The 24,078-nt window shown below is 70.1% G+C and carries 21 protein-coding genes; 8 read left to right on the top strand and 13 right to left on the bottom strand.

The window, feature by feature from the left end; genetic code table 11:
* Positions 1-7 precede the first annotated feature (7 nt).
* The 11 genes from ACG00X_RS08435 to ugpQ all read right to left on the bottom strand — a co-directional run bounded on the left by ACG00X_RS08435 (position 8) and on the right by ugpQ (position 9,889).
* On the bottom strand, positions 8-655 hold the full coding sequence (locus ACG00X_RS08435) for a hypothetical protein (RefSeq protein WP_394487636.1): 648 nt from the start codon (positions 653-655) through the stop codon (positions 8-10).
* A gap of 5 nt (positions 656-660) precedes the next feature.
* Positions 661-1,299, bottom strand: a complete 639-nt coding sequence (locus ACG00X_RS08430) for a phage baseplate assembly protein V (protein ID WP_394487635.1) — start codon at positions 1,297-1,299, stop codon at positions 661-663.
* Between the two features lie 33 nt (positions 1,300-1,332).
* Positions 1,333-2,406: a peptidoglycan-binding domain-containing protein gene (locus ACG00X_RS08425; protein WP_394487634.1), complete on the bottom strand. Its 1,074-nt coding sequence runs from the start codon at positions 2,404-2,406 to the stop codon at positions 1,333-1,335.
* A gap of 43 nt (positions 2,407-2,449) precedes the next feature.
* Positions 2,450-2,965 carry a hypothetical protein gene (locus ACG00X_RS08420; RefSeq protein WP_394487633.1) on the bottom strand — a complete coding sequence of 172 codons (516 nt, stop codon included), beginning with the start codon at positions 2,963-2,965 and terminating at the stop codon, positions 2,450-2,452.
* Positions 2,962-3,846 carry a DUF6046 domain-containing protein gene (locus ACG00X_RS08415; protein WP_394487632.1) on the bottom strand — a complete coding sequence of 295 codons (885 nt, stop codon included), beginning with the start codon at positions 3,844-3,846 and terminating at the stop codon, positions 2,962-2,964. Before ACG00X_RS08415 ends, ACG00X_RS08420 begins: the two co-directional genes overlap by 4 nt.
* 9 nt (positions 3,847-3,855) lie before the next feature.
* Positions 3,856-4,884: a hypothetical protein gene (locus tag ACG00X_RS08410; protein ID WP_394487631.1), complete on the bottom strand. Its 1,029-nt coding sequence runs from the start codon at positions 4,882-4,884 to the stop codon at positions 3,856-3,858.
* Positions 4,881-6,182: a hypothetical protein gene (locus ACG00X_RS08405; RefSeq protein ID WP_394487630.1), complete on the bottom strand. Its 1,302-nt coding sequence runs from the start codon at positions 6,180-6,182 to the stop codon at positions 4,881-4,883. Before ACG00X_RS08405 ends, ACG00X_RS08410 begins: the two co-directional genes overlap by 4 nt.
* Before the next feature lie 33 nt (positions 6,183-6,215).
* Positions 6,216-7,106, bottom strand: coding sequence for a hypothetical protein (locus ACG00X_RS08400; RefSeq protein WP_394487629.1), 891 nt, complete (start codon positions 7,104-7,106; stop codon positions 6,216-6,218).
* Positions 7,103-7,495 carry a hypothetical protein gene (locus ACG00X_RS08395; RefSeq protein ID WP_394487628.1) on the bottom strand — a complete coding sequence of 131 codons (393 nt, stop codon included), beginning with the start codon at positions 7,493-7,495 and terminating at the stop codon, positions 7,103-7,105. Before ACG00X_RS08395 ends, ACG00X_RS08400 begins: the two co-directional genes overlap by 4 nt.
* A gap of 10 nt (positions 7,496-7,505) precedes the next feature.
* Positions 7,506-8,921 (bottom strand): phage tail sheath subtilisin-like domain-containing protein, encoded by a 1,416-nt coding sequence (locus tag ACG00X_RS08390; RefSeq protein ID WP_394487627.1) that lies wholly within the window; start codon positions 8,919-8,921, stop codon positions 7,506-7,508.
* Between the two features lie 233 nt (positions 8,922-9,154).
* Complete coding sequence (gene ugpQ, locus ACG00X_RS08385; protein WP_394487626.1) at positions 9,155-9,889, bottom strand: glycerophosphodiester phosphodiesterase; 735 nt, start codon at positions 9,887-9,889, stop codon at positions 9,155-9,157.
* A gap of 48 nt (positions 9,890-9,937) precedes the next feature.
* On the opposite strand from ugpQ, the gene ACG00X_RS08380 reads away from it, so the two are divergent.
* Together ACG00X_RS08380 and ACG00X_RS08375 are read left to right on the top strand one after the other, a co-directional pair.
* Positions 9,938-13,795: a DUF3683 domain-containing protein gene (locus tag ACG00X_RS08380; RefSeq protein ID WP_394487625.1), complete on the top strand. Its 3,858-nt coding sequence runs from the start codon at positions 9,938-9,940 to the stop codon at positions 13,793-13,795.
* Positions 13,792-14,226, top strand: coding sequence for an HIT family protein (locus ACG00X_RS08375; protein ID WP_394487624.1), 435 nt, complete (start codon positions 13,792-13,794; stop codon positions 14,224-14,226). The genes ACG00X_RS08380 and ACG00X_RS08375 overlap by 4 nt, the downstream gene beginning before the upstream one ends.
* Here the strand turns inward: ACG00X_RS08375 and ACG00X_RS08370 are convergent.
* Positions 14,216-14,677: a hypothetical protein gene (locus ACG00X_RS08370; RefSeq protein WP_394487623.1), complete on the bottom strand. Its 462-nt coding sequence runs from the start codon at positions 14,675-14,677 to the stop codon at positions 14,216-14,218. The genes ACG00X_RS08375 and ACG00X_RS08370 overlap by 11 nt on opposite strands.
* A 427-nt stretch (positions 14,678-15,104) precedes the next feature.
* On the opposite strand from ACG00X_RS08370, the gene ACG00X_RS08365 reads away from it, so the two are divergent.
* The gene (locus ACG00X_RS08365) at positions 15,105-16,931 is read left to right on the top strand and encodes a S8 family peptidase (protein WP_394487622.1); all 1,827 of its coding nucleotides are present in this window, start codon (positions 15,105-15,107) and stop codon (positions 16,929-16,931) included.
* Between the two features lie 670 nt (positions 16,932-17,601).
* On the opposite strand, the gene ACG00X_RS08360 is transcribed toward ACG00X_RS08365, so the two are convergent.
* Positions 17,602-19,632 carry a M13 family metallopeptidase gene (locus tag ACG00X_RS08360; RefSeq protein ID WP_394487621.1) on the bottom strand — a complete coding sequence of 677 codons (2,031 nt, stop codon included), beginning with the start codon at positions 19,630-19,632 and terminating at the stop codon, positions 17,602-17,604.
* A 115-nt stretch (positions 19,633-19,747) separates the two neighbouring features.
* Between ACG00X_RS08360 and pstS the strand changes: the two genes are divergently transcribed.
* The 5 genes from pstS to ACG00X_RS08335 all read left to right on the top strand — a co-directional run bounded on the left by pstS (position 19,748) and on the right by ACG00X_RS08335 (position 24,076).
* Positions 19,748-20,794 (top strand): phosphate ABC transporter substrate-binding protein PstS, encoded by a 1,047-nt coding sequence (gene pstS / locus ACG00X_RS08355; protein WP_394487620.1) that lies wholly within the window; start codon positions 19,748-19,750, stop codon positions 20,792-20,794.
* A gap of 36 nt (positions 20,795-20,830) precedes the next feature.
* Entirely contained in the window at positions 20,831-21,217 is a 387-nt protein-coding gene (locus ACG00X_RS08350; RefSeq protein WP_394487619.1) for a gamma-butyrobetaine hydroxylase family protein, read from the top strand.
* Positions 21,218-21,292: 75 nt separating this feature from the next.
* On the top strand, positions 21,293-22,024 hold the full coding sequence (gene ubiE, locus ACG00X_RS08345; protein WP_394487618.1) for a bifunctional demethylmenaquinone methyltransferase/2-methoxy-6-polyprenyl-1,4-benzoquinol methylase UbiE: 732 nt from the start codon (positions 21,293-21,295) through the stop codon (positions 22,022-22,024).
* Between the two features lie 481 nt (positions 22,025-22,505).
* On the top strand, positions 22,506-23,696 hold the full coding sequence (locus ACG00X_RS08340; protein WP_394487617.1) for a methyl-accepting chemotaxis protein: 1,191 nt from the start codon (positions 22,506-22,508) through the stop codon (positions 23,694-23,696).
* Positions 23,697-23,704: 8 nt separating this feature from the next.
* Positions 23,705-24,076 carry a response regulator gene (locus ACG00X_RS08335; protein ID WP_394487616.1) on the top strand — a complete coding sequence of 124 codons (372 nt, stop codon included), beginning with the start codon at positions 23,705-23,707 and terminating at the stop codon, positions 24,074-24,076.
* The last annotated feature ends 2 nt before the right edge of the window (positions 24,077-24,078 follow it).

The raw sequence follows: 24,078 nt of genomic DNA, 5'->3' as shown, positions 1-24,078 counted from the left end.
GTCTCTCCTACATGAGGCGCCCGGGCGCGGCAGAGGCGCCGGGCGGGCAGGCGATGCCGGGGCTGACCATGGCTTGCGCGGCGAACTGCATGAAGGCCAGGTCGATGGCCTGGGCCACGGCCTGGGCCAGGTGCGGCTCGTCCTCGCCGCGCAGGCCGTTCTGCTGCAGCAGGCCCGACACGATGGGCTGCAGCGTTGCCTGCAGCGGCACCGGCATCAGCAGGCCCGGCGCCACGGTGACGAAGCCGGCGATCGCCATGCCGGGCAGCACCTGGCTCTGCGCGGTGAACAGCTGCACGGCCTGGGCCAGCGCGCCGGCCAGCGCCTTGGCCAGGCCGTCGGCGTCCTCGCCGCGGATGCCCTGGCCCGCCAGAAAGCCGCTCAGCAGGCCTTCCAGCGCCGAGGCGCCCGGGCCGCCGGCGGGTGGCGGCATCAGCAGGCCGGGGCCGGCGGTGGCGCCGCTGCCGCTGATCGGGTCCACCGGCGACGGGATGCCCGGCAGCACCTGGGCTTGCGACAGCAGCAGCGTCAGCGCCTGGCCGGCACCGTCTGCGAGCGCCTTGGCCAGGCCGGGCGCGTCTTCGCCGCGCAGGCCGGCGCTGGCGACGAAACCCTTGAAGGGCGATTCGAACTGGGCGGCGGGCGGTGCGGGCATCGGGCTCACCCCTTGGCTTTGACCGTCTTGGACGGCACCAGCGCCTTGCCGGTGAAGTAGCACTTGTGGCTGGCCTCGGTGATGACGCCGGCACCGCCGTCACCGAGGTCGATGTTGCCGGACGCGTCGATCTTGCAGTCAGTGCACTTGAGCTGCACGGCCCCCTTCACCTCGATCTTCAGCTCGGCCTCGCCGGCCACCTCGATGGCGCCGTCCTTCTTGACGGTGACGATGGTCTTGCCAGCGGTCACGACGACGGATTCGTCCTTGTCGATGGCAATCGAGCTGGCGCCGGCCAGCGGCGACTCGACCCGCCATTCGTTCTCCGCGTGCTTGGGCGGGTTGGCCTTCTCGGAATAGAGCCGCCCCACCACCACGGCGCGGTTCGGGTCGCCACCGACATAGGCCAGCAGCACCAGGTCGCCGACCTGTGGCGCGCTGACCATGCCGACATGCGGTGTCGCGATCGGCACCTTGCGCAGCTCCAGGCTGCCCTCGCGCAGCTGCACATTGCACTCGTGGTTGTGGCCGTCGTCGTCACCGCTGTGCGCGAAGACGCTGGTCACCACGGCCAGGTCGGGCAGGCGCAGCGCCGCGAGCTCGTCGCGGACGATGGCGCGGATGGCGGCAGCGGCGTCGGTCATGGCGGCGTGGTGCGGCGCATGGGCGCGTCAGGCTCAGGACGCCTTGGTCGGGTCGAAGCCCGGCGGCAGCAGGTCTTCGCGGAAGGGCTTGGCGCGCTTGAGGTTCTTGGCGTCGTAGTCCAGGTGCAGCAGCCGGTTCAGCGTGGGGTTGTCCAGCTTGCCGGTGACCGGGATGTCGTTGATCTTCTGGAACGCCCGCAGCCGGGTGGCGAAGTCGGCGGCCAGCGCCTTGGGGTCGGCCACCGGGTATTTGTCGTAGCCCAGCGCGGTGAGGATGGCGTTGGCCTCGGCGATGTCCTTGCCGGCGTTGGCGCCGGAGAAGTCGAGGTCGTACACCGTCTCGATGCCGCTGCCTTCGCCGAAGGTGCCGCGGGCGCGCAGTGGCGACTTCGGCGCGCCGACATCGGGCAGCCGCCTAGAGCCCAGCGTGAACACCTCCACCGGGCCCTTGCCCTTGCCGAGGTTCTGCACGCGGAACGACTGCCAGAAGCCCCAGTGCAGCAGGCGCAGCTTGCCGGTCTTGGACACGTCGACGTGGGCGATGGTGGTGTCGTCCACGGTGCCGGTGGTCAGTTGCTCGACGGCCAGCAGCCCGTAGAGCTGGGCGCCGATCACCTTCAGGTCGTCGGGCTCGGGCACCTTGTCGGCGATGTCGACGATCTTGTCGATGATGTCGGCCACGCCGGAGATCGGCGAGCCCGAGCTGGGCTCCTGGCCGACGGCGACTTCGAGGGCGTTGATGAACTCCTTGCTGGCCACCTGCTTGACGAGGTCGGCCGAGACCTCGACCAGCGCCTTGGCCGCGTCGCCCTGCACCAGCAGGTCGGTGGCGTCCAGCGTGAAGCGCTGCATGTAGGCGATGCCGAGGGTGACGACGCCCATGGCCTTCATGACGCCGCTGGCGATGGCGTCGGCGTCGCCGGTCGTCGGGTCGACGAACTGGCGCACGCGGTCGATGCGCACCCAGCGTGGCGCCTGGTCGGGCCGCTTGCTGCCCTCCATCGAGCTGCGCACGGCGCTCAGCAGCAGGCCGACGGCGGCGAAGGGGTTGGCGTGCGTGGCGGCGGGAGCCGGGGCCGGCGCGGGCGTGGTGACAACGTCAGTCATGGCAGGGTCCTTTCAAAGTGCGCATCGCGACTTCAGTGCGCGGTCAGGCCGGCGCTGCCGGCGGTTCCTTGAGAGCCGCGAGTGCGGCCTTCAGGTGTTCGAGGCCGGCGAGCACGCCGGTCCATTGGTCGGGCGCCACCAGCGCCAGCGCGCCTTCGGCGGCGTCGACGCCCATGTCGAGCACGCCGGAGACTTCGTTCAGCGGGCCGCTGACCTGCCGGGCCGCGCCCGCGACGTCATCCAGCCCCAGGCCCAGCGTGGCCAGCCAGCTCGCCGAGCTGTCGACGGCGTCGCCGACCGACGCCACCATGCCCGGCACGAAGCCCAGCAGCGCGACCAGCGCGTCGGCGTCGAGCAGCGTGCGCCGCAACGGCACGACGACGCCCTGGATCTGGTCGAGCGCGCCGCCGATGGCGTTCAAGCCCTGCACCAGCTGGGGCCGCACGCCCAGCTCGCGTGCGATGGCGGGCGCCTCCTTGGCGGTCTTGGTTTCCAGCAGCTTGGCCAGGCTGTCGAGCAGCGCGGCCAGGTCGCGGACGAGGTCGGCCGGCGTGCTCATCGCTTGCCTCCGCGCTTGACGATGGCGTCGATCTCAGGCGGCAGCTGCAGCGACCCGATGTCGCGCACCAGCTTGGCGGCCTTGTCGGCCACGTCCTTGAGCGCCTTCAGGAACTCCAGCCCGCCGGAGAAGGCCTTCATCAGCGAGCTGAGCGGGATCTTGCGCAGCTGGTCGATGAAGCTGCTGCCCTCGGCGATGTACTTCTGCAGCATCTGGCCCATGCCGCCGGCCTTCTGGATGCCGTCGAACAGCGCCGAGGCCTTGGCCGGGTCGACCTCGCCGACCGAGGCCAGCATGCCGCCCAGCTGGCCGGTGTCCATGGCGTCCAGGTTCTGCGTCACGGCGCCGCCCAGGTCGTCCATGTCCAGCTGCTGCAGCACCTCCGGGCGCTCGGCCAGCGTGCCCGCCAGCGAGGCCGGGTCTTGCAGCGCGCCGGCCGCCGCGAGGTTGTCGTCGGCCCAGGAGGCGGCGTCCGCCTGCACGCCGCTGTCCACGGCGGCCGTTGCGGCGCCGGCGGGCTGCGGCGGCTCCACGTGCTCGCGCAGCCGCAGGCTGAACCGGAAGCGCGCGGCATAACCCGCCATCTGGCGGGCGCGGAAATCCTCGATGACGACTTCGGTCAGCTCGCTGCCTTCGGCGATGTCGGCGGCGAAGGACAGCGGCTCGGCCTTGGCCTGGGCCTGGCGCAGCTTCTCCAGCGTCTGCAGTGCCTGCTCGCCCAGCAGCAGGCCTTCCAGCATCAGCGTCACCGGGTCGCGCCCGAGGTCCTGGAACACGCTGCCCTGCTGCTCGGGCACGCGCTGCTCCACCAGCGTGCGCGACTCCTCGGTGTGCAGGCTCTGCACCGCCGTCAGCTCGATCTTGCCCAGGCGTACCGTCATGTGGCGCGCCTAGAAATGGAGCCGGGTCACCAGACCCAGTTCGCGGTCGAGCCAGTGCCGCACGCCGCGCACGCGCAGCGGCGTGCCGTCGGCCAGCAGCCGGGCCATGCCGTGGCTGGCCGGCAGCCTGTCGATGCGCACGCTGTCGCCCGGCATGACGGCCGGCGCGCCGTTCACGTCCATATGACCCGCGAGGCGCCGTGCTGCCAGCCAGGTCATGCGGGCCTTGGCCGAGTCCTGTGCCGCGCCGCCCGAGCGCAAGGCACCGTCACGCACGCGCAGCGGCCGCTTGCCGAGCTTGCCCACCGTCACCACGCCGGTGTCGTCGACGGCGGCCTTGCCGCTCACGCCCGACAGGTCGGTGCACAGCCAGTGCGATTTCTCGCTGCCCTTGGCGCTGCCCGCCCCCTCGCCCCAGACCTCCACGCTGTCCCAGGGCAACACGGCCGCGCCGATGGCCAGGCCGCGCACGTCCTCGCCGAAGCGCAGCGTGTGCCGGGCGCCGGGCTGGTCGGGCGTGGTGACCTGCACCTTGCCGTCGCCGCTCGAATAGACGTCGGCGCCGCAGGCCTGCGCCAGCCGCCAGACCTGGCCCAGCAGGCGCGGCTGCCGGTGCACGGCGTAGGCGGGCACGTCGGGGCCCTTGCAGACGCTGCCGACCTGCGCACCGCCTTGCTGCAGCAGGTCCTTGATGATGAAGTCCAGCGAGACGTTATCGTACGCGGCTTCAAGTTCCTGCAAGGCCAGGGCCGCCAGGCCGTCTTGCGCCTCGATGCACTGCGTGGTTGCCGTTTGCGCACCGCCGGTCACGGTGCCGGTGAACACGGTCACCGCGCCGGCGCCGGCGTCAAGCTCGATCTGCACCGACTCGCCCAGTGCCACGGGCGCGAACTCGGCCCCGGCCAGTTCAGCGCTGCAGCGCCCACCCACGCCGTCCATGCTCTGTTCCACGGTCAGGTTCAGCAGCAGCCGGTCGCCGTCGCGCGCCTTGTCGCGGGCTGAATAGCTGCCGAAGCGCAGCGTGTAGTGCGTGCTCATGGCAACAACCCCTGCCGGCGTACGCAAGCTCGCAGCCACTCCCCCAGGGCTTCTTCGATCTTTCGCGGCTCCAGCGCGCCCGCCGCGCCGCCCAGCGCGACGTTGACGTTGAAGGTGTTGCTGATGCGAGGCGCGGCCTGTTCCGGCATGTCGTCGTCGCCGGGTTGGAGCGCGCCGGTATCCAGGGCGCGGCTGAAGACGGGCGCCATCGCACGGTCCAGCCGGTTGGCCACCAGGCGTAGCGGGCGCGACGTGGCCATGACGGGTTCGGTCGGCTCCGGCACTTCGGGCGTGGCCGCCGCCGGCGGTGGCAGGGCCGTGGCCGCAGCCGCGGCGTGTGACCCGCCGGTGGCCATCTGGTCTGGCACCGAGCCCCATTCCGGCGAGGCGCGCGGCGCGACACGCAGCACCGGGCGGGGCGCCCGGGTCGGTGCGGCGTCCGTCGTCGCGAGCGTGGCGAGGCCGAGCCGTGTTGCGGTGCTGAGCCGTGCCGGGGCCTGACGACGGGCGGGCGTGACCGGCGCGGCCGGGCGATCGCCGGATGCCGGCTGCGGTGCGGTGCCGACATCCGGCGGCGCGACGGCGCTGTCGGCCCTGTCGGCGCCCGTTGCGGCCGCGACTGCCGCCGCAGGCATGGCGACCGCCGGCGCGTGAGGTAGCACCGCCACGCGGCGAGGCAAGGTTCGCTCGTTGGCCACGGTGTCGCGCCGCGGCGAACGCTCGGGAACGGCGCCTGAGGTGTGTGCCGTGGTGGACGGCCGCGCGACGGACGCCGGCCTGGCGTCGGCTCGCCACGCCTGTCGCGGCTCAGCGAGTTCAGCGGCGGCGCTGGGCGGCGACGGCGCCGCATCGCCCGTCGTTGCAGCGGGCGCGCTTCGCGGGGGAGCGCCGGCGGGCGAAGTGCTGACCGGCGGTACGGTCACGGCCGTTGGCGGCGCCAACGGTGGCGCGACGGCCGCCAGCGAGCCACCCACGCTCGCGGTCGGCACCGCCGGGCGCGCCAGGTCGGGGCGTGCCGCCGTCGGCGGCAGCGCACGCGCCGGCGCGATGGCCGTCAGCGGCTCGCCGGCTGCCTTCGGTGTGTCTGCCACGTGCCGTGGCGACGCGGCGATGCCGCGCGCGGCATCGTCGGCAGCTTCAAGCGCAGCGTCCGGCACGGCGGGCGGAGCGCTGACGTCGTCGTCCGGCGCAATGGCCAGGTCCAGCCGGCGCAGCGCATCGTCCGTCGCGCGGGCGAGCGGGCGCCACAGGCGCTCGACCAGCGCGTCCAGCATGGGCGATGTGGCGGTGGCGGCCATGGGCGGTCAGTGGCTGGGCGCCGGGTTCTCGGCTCAGTCCTCGATGCGGATCACGACCGCATCGGGGTGGCTGGCCAGGCCCGGCCTCTTCGTCTCATGCCGTGGCGCGGGCCGGGGTTCGGCCAGCGCGATCAGTGCCAGCAGCCGGTCCACCTCCGCCGCCGGTGCGGCCCACACTTGCGACGGCGTCCAGCCCAGCGCGCGGCACAGGCTGAGCGTCTGCGCGGCAGCCGCCTGCGCTCGTGGCCCGGTGCCCGGCAGCGGCTCTTGCTGCGGCTGCGTGACGTTCAACGCCACGACGGCATCGATCAGTGGCAAGGCCCAGCGCGCCGGCAACTCGTCGAGGGCCGGGCCCGACAGGCCCGGTGCCACGGCACACCGGACCATGGCGTCCAGGTAGGCCACGGCGTCGAAGTGGCGGGCATCCTCGGTCGCGCTGTCGTCGTCGTCAGCGTCCAGGCAGGACAGCAGGCTGGCCAGTCGCTCGCGATGGCTCCAGCGGCGCAAGGTGAATGGGCGCCCGTCGATCGTGAGCTGGCCTTGCGCGTCTGGCAAAACGGTGGGCGCGTCGTCACCGCCACCCGCCCACCACAGGGCGACCGGCAACAACTCGCGGCGGCTGGGCTCTTCCAGGTCGGCGAAGGCGGGCGAGCTTGCCAGGTAGCGGCGTGGATCGAGGTGCACGCGCGCGCTGGCGGCGTCATTGCCTGCGCGGTGCCCGGTCGTCGAGAGCCCGGCGCGCAAGGCCGTGAGATGGTCGCCATAGCGCCAGCGCGGCCAGTGCACGGTGCCGGCGTCGGCCTGGCCCACGGGCCACGACACCTCCAGCACCTGGCCCTGTTCAAGTTCTCGCACGGCCCAGCGGGTGTCGCCCAACGCCAGCCAGCGCCAGTCGCCGGATTGCAGATCGGCGGCGGTGTTCACTCTTCGCGCACACGAGTCGCCGAGAACGCGTAGGTGGTGATCACCGTGCCGCCGGCGCCGATGTTGAAGTCCTTGTTCTCGACAAAACAGTCGTCGAAGGACACGGTGCGCTTCGGGCCGTCGGCGGCCTCGTCCTTCTTGAGGTTGGCCACGATCTGGAAGGCCGACTGCGCCGTCAGGTGATCGTCGAGCTTGTAATTCGCCGAGCGGACCGCGATTTCCCCCTGCACGGTGCGCAGGCCGAAGCTGATGCCGACGCGCTCGGCGCTGCCGATGGCGCGGATGTCCTCGCGCTCCGTGACGACGCGAAAGGCCAGTGACTGCAGCCCTTCGATGGCTTCGCCGTCGACCAGGACGTTGCTGCGGTTGGCGGAAAAGATGGTTGCCATCGTCGGCCTCTCAGACTTGGACCAGGACGGTCGCGTAGATGTAGTCGATCGCGCGCACCGGCCGCACGGCCATGTCCACGCGCACGATGCCCTGGGCGAAGTCCGCCTGGCTGGAATAGACGTTGACCTTGAAGGCCGGGTCCTTGCCATCGGTGGACGGCACGATGGCGCCGTCCTTCTCCATCTGCACGAGGAAGCCGATCAGGTTCTGCTTGAGGGCGCCGCGCCCCAACTCGTTGTTCAGGCGGCCGATGAACTGCTCGCCGATGGTCTTGACGCCGCGCACCGCACGGTCGGCCACACGGCGCACGCTGACCTGATCGCCGTCGGTCGTGAGGCCGCGCACGACGATCACGCCGCGCCCGCGCTGGGCCACGATGGGCACGACGTTCTCCTTCAGCAGCTCCTGCTGCGCCTCCACACCGATGGCGGGGTTCACGCCGCCGAGCGCCAGGCGCTTGAAGGTCGGTGACTGGAAGAAGTCGAGGCTGCCGACCATGCCGGCCACCGCGCCCACGGTGTTGAAGGGGGCCACCAGCATGAGGCGGTCCGACACCAGGCTGTTGACGAGCGTGGCGCTGTTGGTGCGGATCAGCGCCTCCGTGTTGCCGGGCACGCCCGCGAAGGCCACGCGCCCCTGGCTGCGCGTGCTCATGCGATCGCAGTGGGCGATCAGGTCGGCGTAGATCTGCGCCAGCCGGGGCAGGTTGCTCAGGTCCTGCACGCTGACGAGCACCATGTCGACATCGGGCTCGTTGACGAGCTTGTCCAGCGCGGCCTGGTAGTCGGCCCGGCCGGCATCCTTGCCGCCGGCCAGCTGGTACGGCGCCTTGCTGTCGCTGGCCTTGGGGCCCTTCTTCTTGTCGATGTCGGTGACCGTGACGATCTGCGACTGCAGGCTCACCACCGTCACCACGTAACGGGGCGAGGTGGGGTCCATCGAGAGGTTGCGGAAGGTCTCGGCATCGCCGGTGCTGCCGGGGCGCTGCACCGCCAGGTCGAACACCTTGATGGGCGTGTCAGGCGTGCCGTCGTCCTTGCTGGTCGCGATTGATCGAAGCTCGATGGTCACGGTCAGGCCGTTCGCCCAGACGCCGCCGGCCCTGGCGGTCAGCGTGAAGGCCTTGCCGCTGCCGCTGTCAGAGGGAATGTCGAGGCTGGCGGCGGTGGTGGTCGAGGCGTCGACGGCACTCACCACCAGCTCGAACACGCCGTTGGCCAGCGCTTGCGTGGCCTCCGGTGCGCTGAATGCGCTGGCGGCGCCAAATGACTCGGCAAAGCTGTTCCAGCTGGCGGCGCGGCCCACGCCGCCGGGCGGCTGGACTTCGGTCACGGCGATGAGGCCGAGCACGCCGGACGGCGCCAGCTGCGGCGTCAGGACGTCTTTGACGACTTTGACTTCGACTCCGGGAACGATGAGCGTCATGGGGACTCCCGCGCTTGGCACAAGACCATGGAGGCACAGGACCCGACGGCTCGTCCCGCACTGTTTTGGCGTTACGGTAAGTCAAGACGAACGCCAGCGCGCAGGGCTGCGTCAGCAAGTTTGAGGAGGTTCGTGCCGCGTGGGGCGCACGGGCCGAAGCTCGGCCGTAACGAGGTTGTCACGCGGACGGTGCGCCAGCCTGGCGGGTCGCGCGCGGCGCCGGGCGTGCCGGGTCAGCGCGGGCCGAGCAGGTCCACTCGGTCCGTGATGATCCCGTCGATGCCGTCGGCGATGAGCCGCTCGGCGATCGGCGCGTCATTGACGGTGTAGACCAGCGCGCGCCAGCCCTTGGCGTGCAACTGCTGCACGAGCGCGCGGTCCATGAGCCGCCAGTTCGTGATGACGGCGGCGACACCCAGCGCGTCTGCCGCCTCGGGCCAGCCGGCCCACAGCTCGTCGAGCAGCAACGCGCGGGGCAGGGCGGGGGCGGCGTCACGGGCGCCTTCCAGCGCGTCGGGCTTGAAGGAGCTGAGCAGCGGTGCCACGGCGGCGCCGGCCCACAGCCGCTCGGCCTCCCGCGCGACGACTTCGCCGGTGACGCGCTCGACGCCCGGGCAGGGCTTGATCTCGATGTTCAGCACGCAGCCGTTGGCCTGGCAGAAGCCGGCGATCTGCGCCAGGCGGGGCAGTGGTTCGGCGGCGAACGGCGGGCTGTGCCAGCCACCGGCGTCCAGCCGCGCCAGGTCGGCCCAATCCACCTCGGCGGGCGAGCCCCGGCCGTCGGTCGTGCGGTCCAGCGTGTCGTCATGCAACAAAAAGGCTTCGCCGTCCCGGCTGAGCTTCACATCGCATTCGAAGGCTCGAAAGCCGAAACCCGCGCCGACGCGGAACGCCGCCAGCGTGTTCTCCGGGGCCAGCTTGCCGGCGCCGCGGTGCGCGAGCCAAAGAGGGTAGGGCCAGGGCTTCATCCCGCTGATTCTGGGGGAAACAGCGCTGCGCTACGATCCTTTCCCTCTATGAACGCCCCCCATCCCCTGATGCCGGTTGCCGCTGCTGCAGCCGACACTGACGCGCCTCGCCTGCGCGAGATTCCCTACAACTACACGTCGTTCTCGGACCGCGAGATCGTCATCCGGCTGCTGGGCTCCCGGGCCTGGTCGCTGCTGGATCAGTTGCGGCTGGAGCGGCGCACGGGCCGATCCGCGCGCATGTTGTACGAGGTGCTGGGCGACATCTGGGTGGTGCAGCGCAACCCGTATCTGCAGGACGACCTGCTGGACAACCCGGGCCGGCGGTCACTGCTGATCGAGGCCCTGCATCACCGGCTGGCCGAGGTGCAAAAGCGCCGTGACCCGGCCGCCGATGCGCAGCGCGACGCCGCCGTGGGCGAGCTGCTGACGGCCGCCCAGGCCGCCGTGGCCGAGTTCGCGGCGATGTTCGAGCGCGTGGCGGGCCTGCGCAAGCGCGCGTCCAAGACGCTGGCCCGGCACACGGCCAAGGACAACATCAAGTTCGACGGGCTGTCGCGCGTGGCCCATGTGACCGACGCGACCGACTGGCGCGTCGAGTACCCCTTCGTCGTGCTGACGCCGGACACCGAGGCCGAGATGGCCGGCCTCGTGGGCGCCTGCTTCGAGCTGGGCCTGACCGTCATCCCGCGTGGCGGCGGCACGGGCTACACGGGCGGCGCGGTGCCGTTGGTGTGGAACAGCGCCGTCATCAACACCGAGAAGCTGGAAGCGCTGCGCGGCGTCGAGATGCTGAAGCTGCCGGGCCTGGACCGCGACGTGCCGACCATCTTCAGCGAGGCCGGTGTCGTCACGCAGCGCGTGGCGGACCTGGCCGAGCAGCATGGCTTCGTCTTCGCGGTGGACCCGACCTCGGCCGAGGCCAGCTGCATCGGCGGCAACGTGGCCATGAACGCGGGCGGCAAGAAGGCGGTGCTGTGGGGCACGGCGCTGGACAACCTGGCGAGCTGGCGCATGGTCACGCCCGAGGCCAAGTGGCTGGAGGTCGTGCGCCTGAACCACAACCTCGGCAAGATCCACGACGTGGAGGTGGCGAGCTTCGAGCTGCGCTACTTCGACGCCTCGGGCAAGACGCTGGAGAAGACCGAGGTTCTCAACATCCCTGGCCGCGTGTTCCGCAAGGAAGGCCTGGGCAAGGACGTGACGGACAAGTTCCTCGCCGGCCTGCCGGGCATCCAGAAGGAAGGCTGCGACGGGCTCATCACCAGCGCGCGCTGGATCGTGCACCGCATGCCGGCGCACACGCGCACGGTCTGCCTGGAGTTCTTTGGCAACCCGAAGGACTGCGTGCCCAGCATCGTCGACATCAAGGACTACATGTTCTCGGTGGCGTCCACCGGCGTGCTGCTGGCGGGCCTGGAGCATCTGGACGACCGCTATCTGAAGGCGGTGGGCTACGCGACCAAGAGCAAGCGCGGTGGCTTCCCGAAGATGGTGCTGATCGGCGACATCGTCGGCGACGACGCTGATGCCGTGGCACGCGCCACGTCGGAAGTTGTGCGCCTGGCCAACGGCCGCTCGGGCGAGGGCTTCATCGCCGTCAGCGCCGATGCGCGCAAGAAGTTCTGGCTGGACCGCAAGCGCACCGCAGCGATCAGCAAGCACACGAACGCGTTCAAGGTGAACGAGGACGTCGTCATCCCGCTGCACCGCATGGGCGAGTACACGCTGGGCATCGAGCGCATCAACATCGAGCTCAGCTTGCGCAACAAGCTGGCGCTGGTGGCGGCGCTGCAGGCGCTGTTCACGACGGGCAAGTTGCCGCTGGGCAAGAGCGATGACGCGGGCGAGATTCCCAGCGCCGAGCTGCTGGAAGACCGCGTTCAGCAGGCCCTGGCGCTGCTGCGCGAGGTCGGCGCGCTGTGGCAGCAGTGGCTGGATGGGCTGGACAACGGCTTCTTCGAGCAGTTGCAGACCCATGATCTGCGCGCCTCGTGGAAGGCGCAGATCCTCAAGCCGCTGCAGAACCTGTTCGCCGGCGCCGCCTTCGAGCCGCTGATCGCCGAGCTCAAGCGCATCCACAAGGACGTGCTGCGCGGCCGCGTGTGGGTGGCGCTGCACATGCATGCCGGCGACGGCAATGTGCACACCAACATCCCCGTCAACAGCGACAACTACCAGATGCTGCAGACGGCCCACGAGGCCGTGGCCCGCATCATGGTGCTGGCGCGCAGCCTGGACGGTGTCATCTCCGGCGAGCACGGCATCGGCATCACAAAGATCGAGTTCCTCAGCGATGACGAACTGGCCAACTTCACGGCCTACAAGCAGCGCGTGGACCCCGAGGGCCGCTTCAACAAGGGCAAGCTGCTGAAGGACGAGTCGCTGCCGGCGGATTTGCGCAATGCCTACACGCCGTCGTTCGGCCTGATGGGGCATGAGTCGCTCATCATGCAGCAGAGCGACATCGGCGCCATCGCCAACTCGGTGAAGGACTGCCTGCGCTGCGGCAAGTGCAAGCCGGTCTGCGCCACGCATGTGCCGCGCGCCAACCTGCTCTACAGCCCGCGCAACAAGATCCTGGCCACGTCGCTGCTTGTCGAGGCCTTCCTGTACGAGGAGCAGACGCGCCGCGGCGTGTCCATCAAGCACTGGCAGGAGTTCGAGGACGTGGCCGACCACTGCACGGTCTGCCACAAGTGCCTCACGCCGTGCCCGGTCAAGATCGACTTCGGCGACGTGACGATGAACATGCGCAACCTGTTGCGCAAGATGGGCCAGAAGACCTGGCGCCCCGGCAACGCGGCGGCCATGTTCATGCTGAACGCCACCAACCCCGAGACCATCAAGCTGGCCCGCACGGCCATGGTGGGCATCGGCTTCAAGGCGCAGCGCCTGGCGGTGGACCTGTTCAAGCCCGCGGGCCGCAAGCAGACGAGTGCGCCGCCGGCCACGGTCGGCAGCGCGCCGGTCAAGGAACAGGTCATCCACTTCATCAACAAGAAGCTGCCCGGCGGCCTGCCCAAGAAGACGGCGCGCGCACTGCTGGACATCGAGGACAAGAACTACGTGCCCATCATCCGCCCGCCGGCCACGCCCAGCGAGACGGAAGCCGTGTTCTATTTCCCCGGCTGCGGCTCCGAGCGGTTGTTCAGCCAGGTGGGGCTGGCCACGCAGGCCATGCTGTGGCATGCCGGCGTGCAGACGGTGCTGCCGCCCGGCTATCTGTGCTGCGGCTACCCGCAGCGCGGCTCGGGCCAGTTCGACAAGGCCGAGAAGATGATCACCGACAACCGGGTGCTCTTCCACCGCGTCGCCAACACGCTGAACTACCTCGACATCAAGACCGTGGTGGTGAGCTGCGGCACCTGCTTCGACCAGCTGCAGGGCTACAAGTTCGAGGACATCTTCCCCGGCTGCCGCATCATCGATATCCACGAGTACCTGCTGGAGAAAGGCATCACGCTGGGCTCCAAGAGCAGCTACCTTTATCACGACCCCTGCCATTCGCCGATGAAGCAGCAGGAGCCGATGAAGACGGTGAAGGCGCTCGTGGGCGATGGCGTCGTGAAGAGCGAGCGCTGCTGCGGCGAGAGCGGCACGCTGGGCGTCACGCGGCCCGATATCTCCACGCAGGTGCGCTTCCGCAAGGAAGAGGAGCTGCGCAAGGCCGAGGCGCAACTGCGCGAGTCGGGCAAGGTCGCGGCGGACGACAACCTCAAGATCCTCACGTCCTGCCCCAGCTGCCTGCAGGGCCTGTCGCGCTACCAGGGTGACCTGCAGAACGGCCTGCTGGAGGCCGACTACATCGTCGTCGAGATGGCGCGCCAGATGCTCGGCGAGAACTGGATGCCGGACTACGTGGCCAAGGCCAACGCCGGCGGCATCGAGCGGGTGCTGGTGTGAGTTGCCCGCTGTGTACCGGTGACGGCGGCCTCGTGGTCGCCCGCACGCCGCAGTACCGCGTCGTGCGCGTCGTCGAGGGCGACGAGGCGCGGCGGTTTCCGGCGTTCTACCGCCTGATCTGGGCGGCTCACGTGGCCGAGTTCAGCGACCTGTCGGCGCCCGAACGCCACGCCTGCATGGACGCCGTCACGGCGATCGAGCAGGTGCTGCGCGCACGGCTGGCGCCCACCAAGGTCAACCTGGCGACGCTGGGCAATGTCGTGCCGCACCTGCATTGGCACGTCATCGCGCGGTTCGACTGGGACAGCCATTTCCCGGCCCCCGTGTGGGCCGCGCCGCAGCGCGACGAGGTGGCCGGCGGCGCGGCGGCGCGCCTGGCGCAGCCGCTGGCGGCGGTGGACGCCGCCATCGCCCAGGCCCTCAGCCGCTGATGCGCAGGCTGTCGTCGGCGGCGGTGCGGGTTGCGCTGTCGCTGGCCGGCCGGTCGGGGTCGACGAACTCGACGCTGAAGCGGTAGAGCTGCGCGCTGCTGTCGCCCGGCGCGCAGTCGAGCCGGCGCACGGCCTTGCGCACGTTGCGCGCGGTTTCGTAAGACAGGCCGCGGGCCTCGACGGTGGCGATGTCGCCGTTCAGGATCACCATCTTCACCTTCACTTCGCCGAAGAGGTGTTCGTCAGCCCAGGTGCGGGCCAGCGTGCGCTGCAGCTGGCGGTCGATGTTCTGGCAGGCCGCTCGCACGTTGTGGCGCGGCGTGGCCTCGACGACGCGGCCGCGGATCTCGACGCGTTCCAGGGCATCGGCCTGCGCCAGCAGCGGAGCGGCAGTGGCAGCCAGGGCCACGAGGCCGGGGATCAGATGGCGGGCGAGGGGGGATGTGGGCATGGTGGTCTCCTGTGGGGGGCGGCCGCTGACGCGAATTGCCGCGACCTGTGTTCAGGCTAGTGGCCCGGTCAGAGGACCCCAAGCCACAGGCGACGAGTTGCTGCCCGCGTGCGATGGCCCGCGGGAAAGCGCCGACGAGCTGCAACCGCCGCAGGCCTGATCACTCGCGGCGCCCCATGCCATTCGTCACCACCAGGCCATCGGGACATGCCCGCTTCGGGCCACCCCGTCCCTGCGTGGGGTGACAGCTCTGCGGCGCCGAACTGACAGACTCGAACCCGCTTCGGATGGCGCCACGCCGGCGTTGGACAACAGGGCCTACGGGAGGTCCGCCGGCAAGCCGCGAACAGGCGGCGCCCCATGGGGAGATCCCCTGTGGCCGGGCCGGCGCGCCGTCCGACACGGCGACCTTTGCGGAAACACCAAGATGAGTTTTGTCTTTGCAAACCGGAGATCCCTGATCGCGTTGGCCTGCGGGCTGCTGGCAGCCGGTGCTGGCCAGGCGGGCGTGTCGACGGCGCAGTCCGATCTCGGTATCGCGAGCCTCGTGCAGCGCGCCACGCCCCACACCGACCGCCTGATCATTGCCTACCGCGACGCGGCGGAAACCGACACGGCGGATGCTCGCGTGCTGCGTGCGCGCAGCGTCGAAACCGATGCGATGACGCAGCGCGTGGGCCGGCTCAACACGGCGCTGGGCGTGCGTGGTGCGCAGGCCCGGGTGCTGCGCCAGACCGGCACCGGCGCCCATGTCTTCAAGCTCGATCGCGCACTGCCGCACGCCGACCTGGAGCGCCTGGCGGCCGAACTCAAGGCCAGCGATGCCAACATCGCCTACGCCGAGCCGGACCGCAAGATGTACCCGATGCTCACGCCCAACGACACGAGCTACACGTCGCAATGGGACCTGTACGAGACCACCGGCGGCATCCGCGCCCCGGCGGCCTGGGACGTGGCCACCGGCACGGGCGTTGTCGTCGCCGTGCTGGACACCGGCATCCGCCCCCATGCCGACCTGTCGGGCCAGACGGTCGCCGGCTACGACATGATCATCGACACCACGGTGTCCAACGACGGCAACGGCCGTGACAGCGACCCCAGCGACCCGGGCGACTACACCGCAGCCAACGAGTGCGCGAGCGGCGAGCCGGCCTACAACTCCAGCTGGCACGGCACGCACGTGGCCGGCACCATCGCCGCCAAGACCAACAACTCGCTGGGCGTGGCGGGCATCGCCTACAACGCCAAGATCCAGCCGGTGCGCGTGCTGGGCCAGTGCGGCGGCTACACCTCCGACATCGCCGACGGCATGATCTGGGCCTCGGGCGGCACGGTGTCGGGCCTGCCGACGAACGCCACGCCGTCGCGTGTCATCAACATGTCGCTGGGCGGCAGCGGCGCCTGCGACACCACGTCGCAGAACGCCATCAACAGCGCCCGCTCGCGGGGCACGGTCGTCGTCGTCGCGGCCGGCAATGAGAGCACCAACGCCAGCAGCTCCAGCCCGGCCAACTGCTCGGGCGTCATCGCCGTCGCGGCCACCAACCGCAACGGCGGGCGCGCCTACTACTCCAACTACGGCTCTATCGTGGCGCTGGCAGCACCGGGCGGCGACACGAGCTCGTCGAGCAGCAACGGCATCCTCAGCACGCTGAACGCGGGCACCACCACGCCGGGCGCCGACAGCTACGCCTACTACCAGGGCACCTCCATGGCCACGCCGCACGTGGCTGGCGTGGCGGCGCTGATGCTCAGTGCCAAGCCCACCGCGACGCCCGACGAGATCAAGGCTGCTCTGCAGAGCAGCGCGCGCGCCTTCCCGGCGACGTGCTCGCAATGCGGCTCAGGCATCCTCGATGCGGCGGCAGCCGTGGCGGCCATCAGCGGCACGACGACACCGCCGACGACGGTCAATGAAACGGAGTCCAACAACACCATCGCCACGGCCAACACGGTGGCGTCGGCGGCGACGGTCAACGGCTCCATCAGCTCGACCAGCGACACCGACTACTTCAAGGTGGTGCTGCCAGCCGGCAAGACGCTGGCCGCGACCCTGACCATCGCCAGCAGCAGCAACGACTTCGACCTCTACGTGAAGAACGCCTCGGGCACGACGCTGGCGAAGAGCGAGAAGGCGGCAGGGCAGGTCGACAGCACGAGCTACGCCAATGGCGGGTCGGCTTCGGTGACGCTGTATGTGCAGGTGCTGCGTTACAGCGGCACGGGGGCGTATACGCTGAAGCTGCAGTGGTGAGCGGCTTGGGCTGCTGAATGGGAACGGGGCTGCGGCCCCGTTTTTTGTGGGTTGCTCTTGCGGAGGGGGCGCGTGCTCGGTGCATTGCCGGGAGTCCCGCCCGGCGGCGGGGTAACTTTCTTCTGCGGGGGGCCAGAAGAAAGTCACCAAAGAAGAGGCCCTGAACCGCACACGACCGCGGCGCCGCGATGAGCGGCGCGCGAAAACCTTCGGTCGCAAGGCGCCCCTATGCGAACCGCTGCGCTCTCGCGTCTGACTTGTGACGAGCGCGCTTGATCGCCCCGCCTGTCCGTCCGACGCGCGGCTGCACGCCGTGCTCACCAAAACAGCCCAATGCAGCGCCGCCGGCGGCGCGGCTGTTGGTATTTCGACTGCCTAGCGCCGGCGTGCAGCCGCGCGTTAAGCGGGGTGCTGGTCCGAGCTGTGTTGCTCGGCACAAGTGGTGGGCGAGAGCGCAGCGGTTCGCGTCGGGGCGCGTTCTGGTTCAAGCACTGCGAGCGCGGAGCCCCGCTCGAGTGCGGATTGCGTTCAGCGCTTCTCTTTTGGTGACTTTTCTCTGGCGCGACAGGGAAAAGTTATCCGCCCGCCGGGGCGGACTCCCGGCAACTCGGCAACGAGTCAATAAGGCTCGTCGCCAAAGCAACCAACGAACAAGCCCATCAACAACACTTCACCAGACCGTCAACGGATCCGCTGCCACCATCGCGCTCCCCGCCTTGCAGGCGAAGGCCTGGGCGAAGTAGGGCGAGTTGCTCATCGGCGTCAGCACGCGGTATTTGGCCGGCGAGTGCGGGTCGGTACGCAGCTGGTTGATGAGGTATTCCATGCGCACCTTGGAGCGCCACACCAGGGCGTTGCTGAGGAAGAAGCGCTGCGCGGGGGTGTAGCCGTCGATCTTGCGGTCGGCGCCGCCGGTGCGCTTGAGCGCGCGCTGCAGGCCCTCGTAGGCGATGGGTAGGCCCGACATGTCGGAGATGTTCTCGCCGAGCGTCAGCTGGCCGTTGATGTTGTAGCCCGGCAGCGGCGAGATCGCGCCGTAGCGCTGCGCCACCTTGTCGGCGCGGGCCTTGTAGCCGGCCGCGTCGGCCGGCGTCCACCAGTCGGCGAGCGAGCCGCCGGCGTCGAAATTGCGGCCGCTGTCGTCGAAGTGGTGCGTGATCTCGTGGCCGATGACCATGCCGATGCCGCCGTAGTTGCTGGCGTCGTCGGCCTTGGCGTCAAAGAACGGCGGCTGCAGGATGCCGGCCGGGAAGATGATCTGGTTGAGACCGCCCGCGAACGCGTTGACGATGTGCGGGCTGGTGCGCCAGCGGCCACGCTCGACCGGCGCGTCGAGGTCCTTGACCTGCTGGCCGCTGTGCCACAGCGCGGTGCGCAGCCAGTTGCCGGCATAGTCGTTGGCGGCCAGCTGCAGGCCTTCGAACTGCGGCCACTTGTCGGGGGCACCGATCATGGGCTGCATCGCCGCGAGCTTCTCGAGCGCCTTGGCCTTGGTGCCGGGCGTCATCCACTCGAGCTTCTCGATGCGCTCCTTCATGCTGGCGCGCACATCGTCCAGCAGCTGCAGCGAGCGTTTCTGCGCTTCGGGCGAGAACGCGCGGGCCACGAACAGCTCGCCCAGCGCCAGGCCCACGGGCTCGCCGCCGGTGCGCCCGCCGATCTGCAGGATGACGTCCTCGCTGCGCGGCGGCGGGGCCTGCAGGCCGGTGATGGTCTTGCCCCGATAGTCGAAGGCGGCGCTCGCGAAGGCCTTGGGCAGCCGTGGCGCTGCGGCGTCCAGCGTGCGCAGGGTCAGGTAGCGGCGCCACACGTCCAGCGGCGTCTCGGCGGCGAGCTGGGCCACGCGCGTGGCGAACTCCGGCTGGCCGACGATGAGGCGCTGCGGCGTCTTGGCGCCCGCCGTCAGCACGGCCAGGTAGCCCGCCCAGTCCAGGCCCGGCGCGGCCGCTGCCAGCTCGGTGGGGCTCATCGGGTTGTAGCTGGCGTTGGGGTCGCGCAGCTTGGCGCGCTCGCGCGTCGCGTCGGCCAGGCGGCTCTCGAAGGCCAGCAGCGCGTCGAGCTCAGCGTCGCCGGCCGGGCGCCCGGCGGCGGACAGCACCGCGGCGGCAAAGCTGCGGTAGGCGGCGGTGACGGTGCGCGTGCGCTCGTCGGTGCGGAAGTAGTCGTCACGGTCCGGCAGGCCCAGGCCCGACTGACCCAGCATCAGCACGTTGCGGCGCGTGTCCTTGCGGTCGGGCGCCACGCCCCAGCCCAGCGGCGCGGCCACGCCGCTGCGGGCCAGCAGCGCCAGCAGTGCGGGCAGGTCTTCGCGGCGCTGCAGGCCGTCGATGCGGTTGAGCAGTGGCGACACGGCGCTGAGGCCGCGCGCCTCGATGGCGGCCTCGTCCATGCCGCTGGCGTAGTAGGCGGCAATCAGCTTGAGCCCGGGCGTCGTCTGCAGGGCGGGCTTGTCGGCCAGGTCCTTCAGCGCCTTGGCCAGCAGTGCGTCGTTGTTCTGGCGCAGTTGGTCGAAGCTGCCGATGCGGGCGCGGCTGGCCGGCAGTTCGGTGGCGGCCTCCCAGCCGCCGTTGACGAAGGCGTAGAAGTCGTCGCAGGGCTGGACGTCCTTGGACAGGCCGCTCAGGTCGAGGGCCGAGGCGTGGGCGGCAAGGCCCAGCAGGGCAGCGGCGAGGGCCAGGCGATGGCGGGTCGGGCGAAGCATGGTGCAGTAGGTTCCAGGCCAATCAAAAGCGCGATTAGAGCGCTCGCCTTCGGCGGGTCCCGGAAGGCACAGGGCATGATCGTGGGTTTCCACCAAGATTTTTTCGAGCGCTGTCATGTCTGTCCTCAAACGCTTGGCCCTGGTCGTTCCGGCCTCCCTGCTGTTGGCCTTTGCCGCTGCTGCGCAGCCCGTGCAAGGGCAGGGCGCCACCTTTCCGTCCAAGGTCTACAACACCTGGGCCAAGGCCTTCGAGAAGGCCGGTGGTGGGACGGTGGCCTACAAGGGCACGGGTTCGGGCGATGGCGTCAAGCAGATCGGCGCTCGCGCCGTGGACTTTGCCGGGACCGACACGCCGCTGCCGCCGACCGGGCTGACGGGCCAGCGCCTGGTGCAGATCCCGATGCTGGTGGGTGGCGTGGTGCCGGTGGTCAACCTGCCGACGCTGGCCGTGCCGTTGCAGCTCGACGGCGAGCTGCTGGCCGACATCTTCCAGGGCCGCGTGAAGGCCTGGAACGATGCGCGCATCGTGGCGCTGAACCGGGGCGTCACGCTGCCGGCGCTGCCCATCACCCGCGTGGTGCGCGCCGAGAAGTCGGGCACGACAGACGGCTTCACCCGCTACCTCGCCGCCGTGTCGCCCACCTTCAAGACCGAGGTGGGCGCCGGCCAGGCGCCGGCCTGGCCGGGCGAGCTGGTGAAGGCCGAGGGCAACGACGGCATGGTGCAGTCGCTGCGCGCCACGCCCGGTGCCATCGCCTATGTGTCGTTCGACCGCGTGCTGCACGACAAGCTCGCCGCCGTGAAGCTGCGCAACGCCGATGGGCGCTTCGTGCTGCCGACCGAGGCGGGGTTCCGCGCGGCCATCCTGGAGAGCGACATGTACCGCCAGGGTGACGACCTCGCCACGCTGCTGAACCGCCCGGGCAGCGACGCCTGGCCGATCACGCTGACCAGCTTCGTCCTCGTCGACGCCGAGCCCGCCACGGGCGCCAAGGCTCTGGGGGCGCTCAAGTTCCTGTACTGGTGCTTCATGCACGGTGACGACCTGACCCGTGGCACCGGCTTCGCGCCGCTGCCGGTCAGCGTGCAGTCCCGGCTGGCCGCGCGCTTCACGCAGGTCCGACCCAAGGACGGGCAGTTGCCGACCTATCAGGGCTTCTGACGGCGCGCGCCGCGATAACTGAGGGAAACTCCCGGTATGCCCGCGCCCATCGACATCACTGTCCACCAGCAGTCCCGCGTACTGGAAATCGCCTTCGACGATGGCGCCCGTTTCCGCATCCCGTTCGAGCTGATGCGCGTCTACAGCCCGTCCGCCGAGGTGATGGGCCACGGCCCTGGCCAGGAAGTGCTGCAGACCGGCAAGCGCGATGTCGTCGTGACGGGGCTGGACCAGGTCGGCCATTACGCGGTGCGGCCCGAGTTCAGCGACGGCCACGCCAGCGGGCTGTTCACCTGGGACTACCTCTACAAGCTCGGCAGCGAGCAGGACGCGCTGTGGCGCGACTACGAGGCCCGCCTGGTGGCGGCCGGCAAGGGCCGCGACGACCCCATGCCCGTCAAGGCCGGCGGCTCCTGCCACTGATATGGCGCCCCTCGCCCGGTCTAGCCGGCTTGGGAGCGGCCCGGCGCGCGGCCCGCATACGAAAGAACTACTGACATGAGCCAAACCCACTTCGGTTTCAGCACCGTCGATGAGAGCGAGAAGGCCGGCAAGGTCCGCAGCGTCTTCGACTCGGTCGCCTCCAAGTACGACTTGATGAACGACCTGATGTCGGCCGGCCTGCATCGGGCCTGGAAGGCCTACACGCTGCAGGTCGCGAACCTGAAGCCCGGCGAGCGGGCGCTCGACATCGCGGGCGGCACGGGCGACCTGTCGCGTGCGTTCGCGCGCAAGGTCGGCGAGACCGGCGTGGTCGTGCACACCGACATCAACGAGGCCATGCTGCGCCAGGGCCGGGACCGGCTGCTCAATGAAGGGCTCATCCTGCCGACCAGCCTGGCCGATGCGGAGAAGCTGCCGTTCAAGAGCGAGAGCTTCGACCTCGTCAGCGTCGCGTTCGGCCTGCGCAACATGACGCACAAGGACCGCGCGCTGGCCGAGATGTGCCGGGTGCTCAAGCCCGGCGGCCGGCTGCTGGTGCTGGAGTTCTCGAAGATTGCCGAGCCGTTGCGCAAGCCCTACGACTGGTACTCCTTCAACATCCTGCCCAAGCTGGGCTCGCTGTTCGCGGGCGATGCCGAGAGCTACCGCTACCTGGCCGAGTCCATTCGCATGCACCCGGATCAGGCCACGCTCAAGGCAATGATGAAGACGGCCGGCTTCGGCCATGTGGATGTGCACAACCTCAGCGCCGGCATCGTCGCGCTGCACGCCGGCATCAAGTGCTGAGCACACCCGCCGCCGGGATGGCGGCGGTTTGAAGATCGTCTGAATTCGCAGGACTGCCCCGCAGCCGGCGCCGGTGGCGTCGCGCGGAGGGCGCTGCGTGAACGCGCGGCCCCGCAGCAGAGACAGGGCTTCTTGGGGCGACGCCCTTTGCTCCGCCCCCCCCTGCGCCGCGCAAAGCCCGTGTCATTGCGTGTCTCGCCGTCCGTCTCGTCGCCCGTCTCGCCGCACTCGCCGGGCCTGGCTGAAGCACTTCTGCCCCGCGTGCCTGGCGCATCGCCCAGCGTGGCCGGGGCCCATATCACGACCTGATCCTGTCAGCCAGCTTTTTGTGCAGAAAGCCCGTGAGACACGTCTTCGCCGCCTGCAGGCACTGTTCAGGGGGGCGCTGATTCGACAAGATTGATATTAACGATGCTCAGTGAGCGCGGTGGCCCGGGCTGCCAGCTCGGCGCGTCGCAGCCCTGATGGGAGACGGTCGAAGATGAGCTATCCATCATTTGCGCCTCGAGCAACGGGTGCCGCGCCCGCAGCGGCGGCCGCCTTCCCGCCGCGCCGCTTGCGTGTGGCGGCGGCGTCGGGATTGTGGTTGCTGGCTGGCGTGGCACTGGCGGTTGGCGGCATGGCGGCGGCCTGGGGCCTGTGGGCGCTGGCCGTGGTGGGTGTGCTGGCCATCGGCTGGCGCTGGCAGTCGCGCCGCAGCGGCGCTGCCCAGGGGGCCGGCGTGGCAGCGGCGGTGAGCGACATGCCGTCAGGCGAGTTGGCGAACCGCCTGGACGAGGCTTCGCGCACCTGGGCCACTCACATTGCCACGGCACAAGCGCAGTTGCGCGACGCAGTCGAGCAGATGCTGGGCTCGTTCGGCGACATCCTTCAGCAACTGGACGGCCTCGTGGGTTCGGCCGGCGGTGCCCAGGGCGATACGGCCGGGCTGGCCGTCCTGGCCGATTGCGACGAGCAATTGCGCGGCCTGCTGGCCAACTTCAACCGCTTCGTCCAGTCGCGCAACGAGATGCTGGGCACGGTGCGCACGCTGGGCGAGTCCTCCGGGCGCCTGCACAGCATGGCCGAGGACGTCTCCCACATCGCCCGCCACACCAACCTGCTGTCCATCAACGCAGCCATCGAGGCCGCGCGCGCGGGCGCCGCAGGGCGGGGCTTTGCGGTGGTCGCCAGCGAGGTGCGCCGGCTGTCCGCCGAATCGGGCGAAACCGGCCGACGCATCGGCGAGCAGGTGCGCGAGTTCGATCAGCACATGCAGCAGGCGCTGGCGATGGCGACAGAGTCTGCCTCGCGCGACACCGAAGCCATCCAGGCCTCCGAGCAAACCGTGGGTCAGGTCGTCTCGCAGGTCAACGCGACGGTGGCGGATCTGCAGCAGCGCAACGCCGAGCAGAGCGCTCAGGGCGAGCAGGTGAAGGCGCAGGTGGAGCAACTGCTGATGGCCTTCCAGTTCCAGGACCGCGTGCACCAGATCCTGGATCAGCTGCGCGACTCCATGACGCAGGCGAGCGCTGCCGTGCAGCAGGCGGCAGCCCGCGGCCAGGCGCCAGACGAAAGCGCCTGGCAGCAACTGCTTGCCGCCGGCTACACGACTGCGGAGCAACGCGCAGTCAGCCGCGGCGACGTCGTGCAGGCCACGCCGGCCCAGCTCACTGAGACCACCTTTTTCTGAGGACGCCAATGGCCAAGACCATTCTCATCGTCGACGACTCGACCTCGTTGCGCACCGTGGTGCGGTTGGCCCTGACCCGTGCCGGCTACGACGTCCTGGAAGCCGGTGACGGCGTGGCCGCGCTGGAAGCGCTGGCCCAGGCTCCGAAAGTCCACCTCATCGTGTGCGACGTGAACATGCCCAACATGGACGGCATCACCTTCGTGACGCAGGTCAAGCAGCACCCGCGTCACCGCTTCATCCCCGTCGTCATGCTGACGACCGAGGGCGAGGAAGACGCCAAGAACCGCGGCCGTCAGGCGGGCGCCAAGGCCTGGATCGTCAAGCCCTTCAACCCACCGCAGCTGCTGGACGCCGTGTCCAAGCTGGTGCTGCCCTGAGC

The sequence above is a fragment of the Pelomonas nitida genome (assembly GCF_043555975.1).
GTDB lineage: Bacteria > Pseudomonadota > Gammaproteobacteria > Burkholderiales > Burkholderiaceae_C > Pelomonas > Pelomonas nitida.
This window is presented reverse-complemented; position numbering and strand designations above follow the sequence as displayed.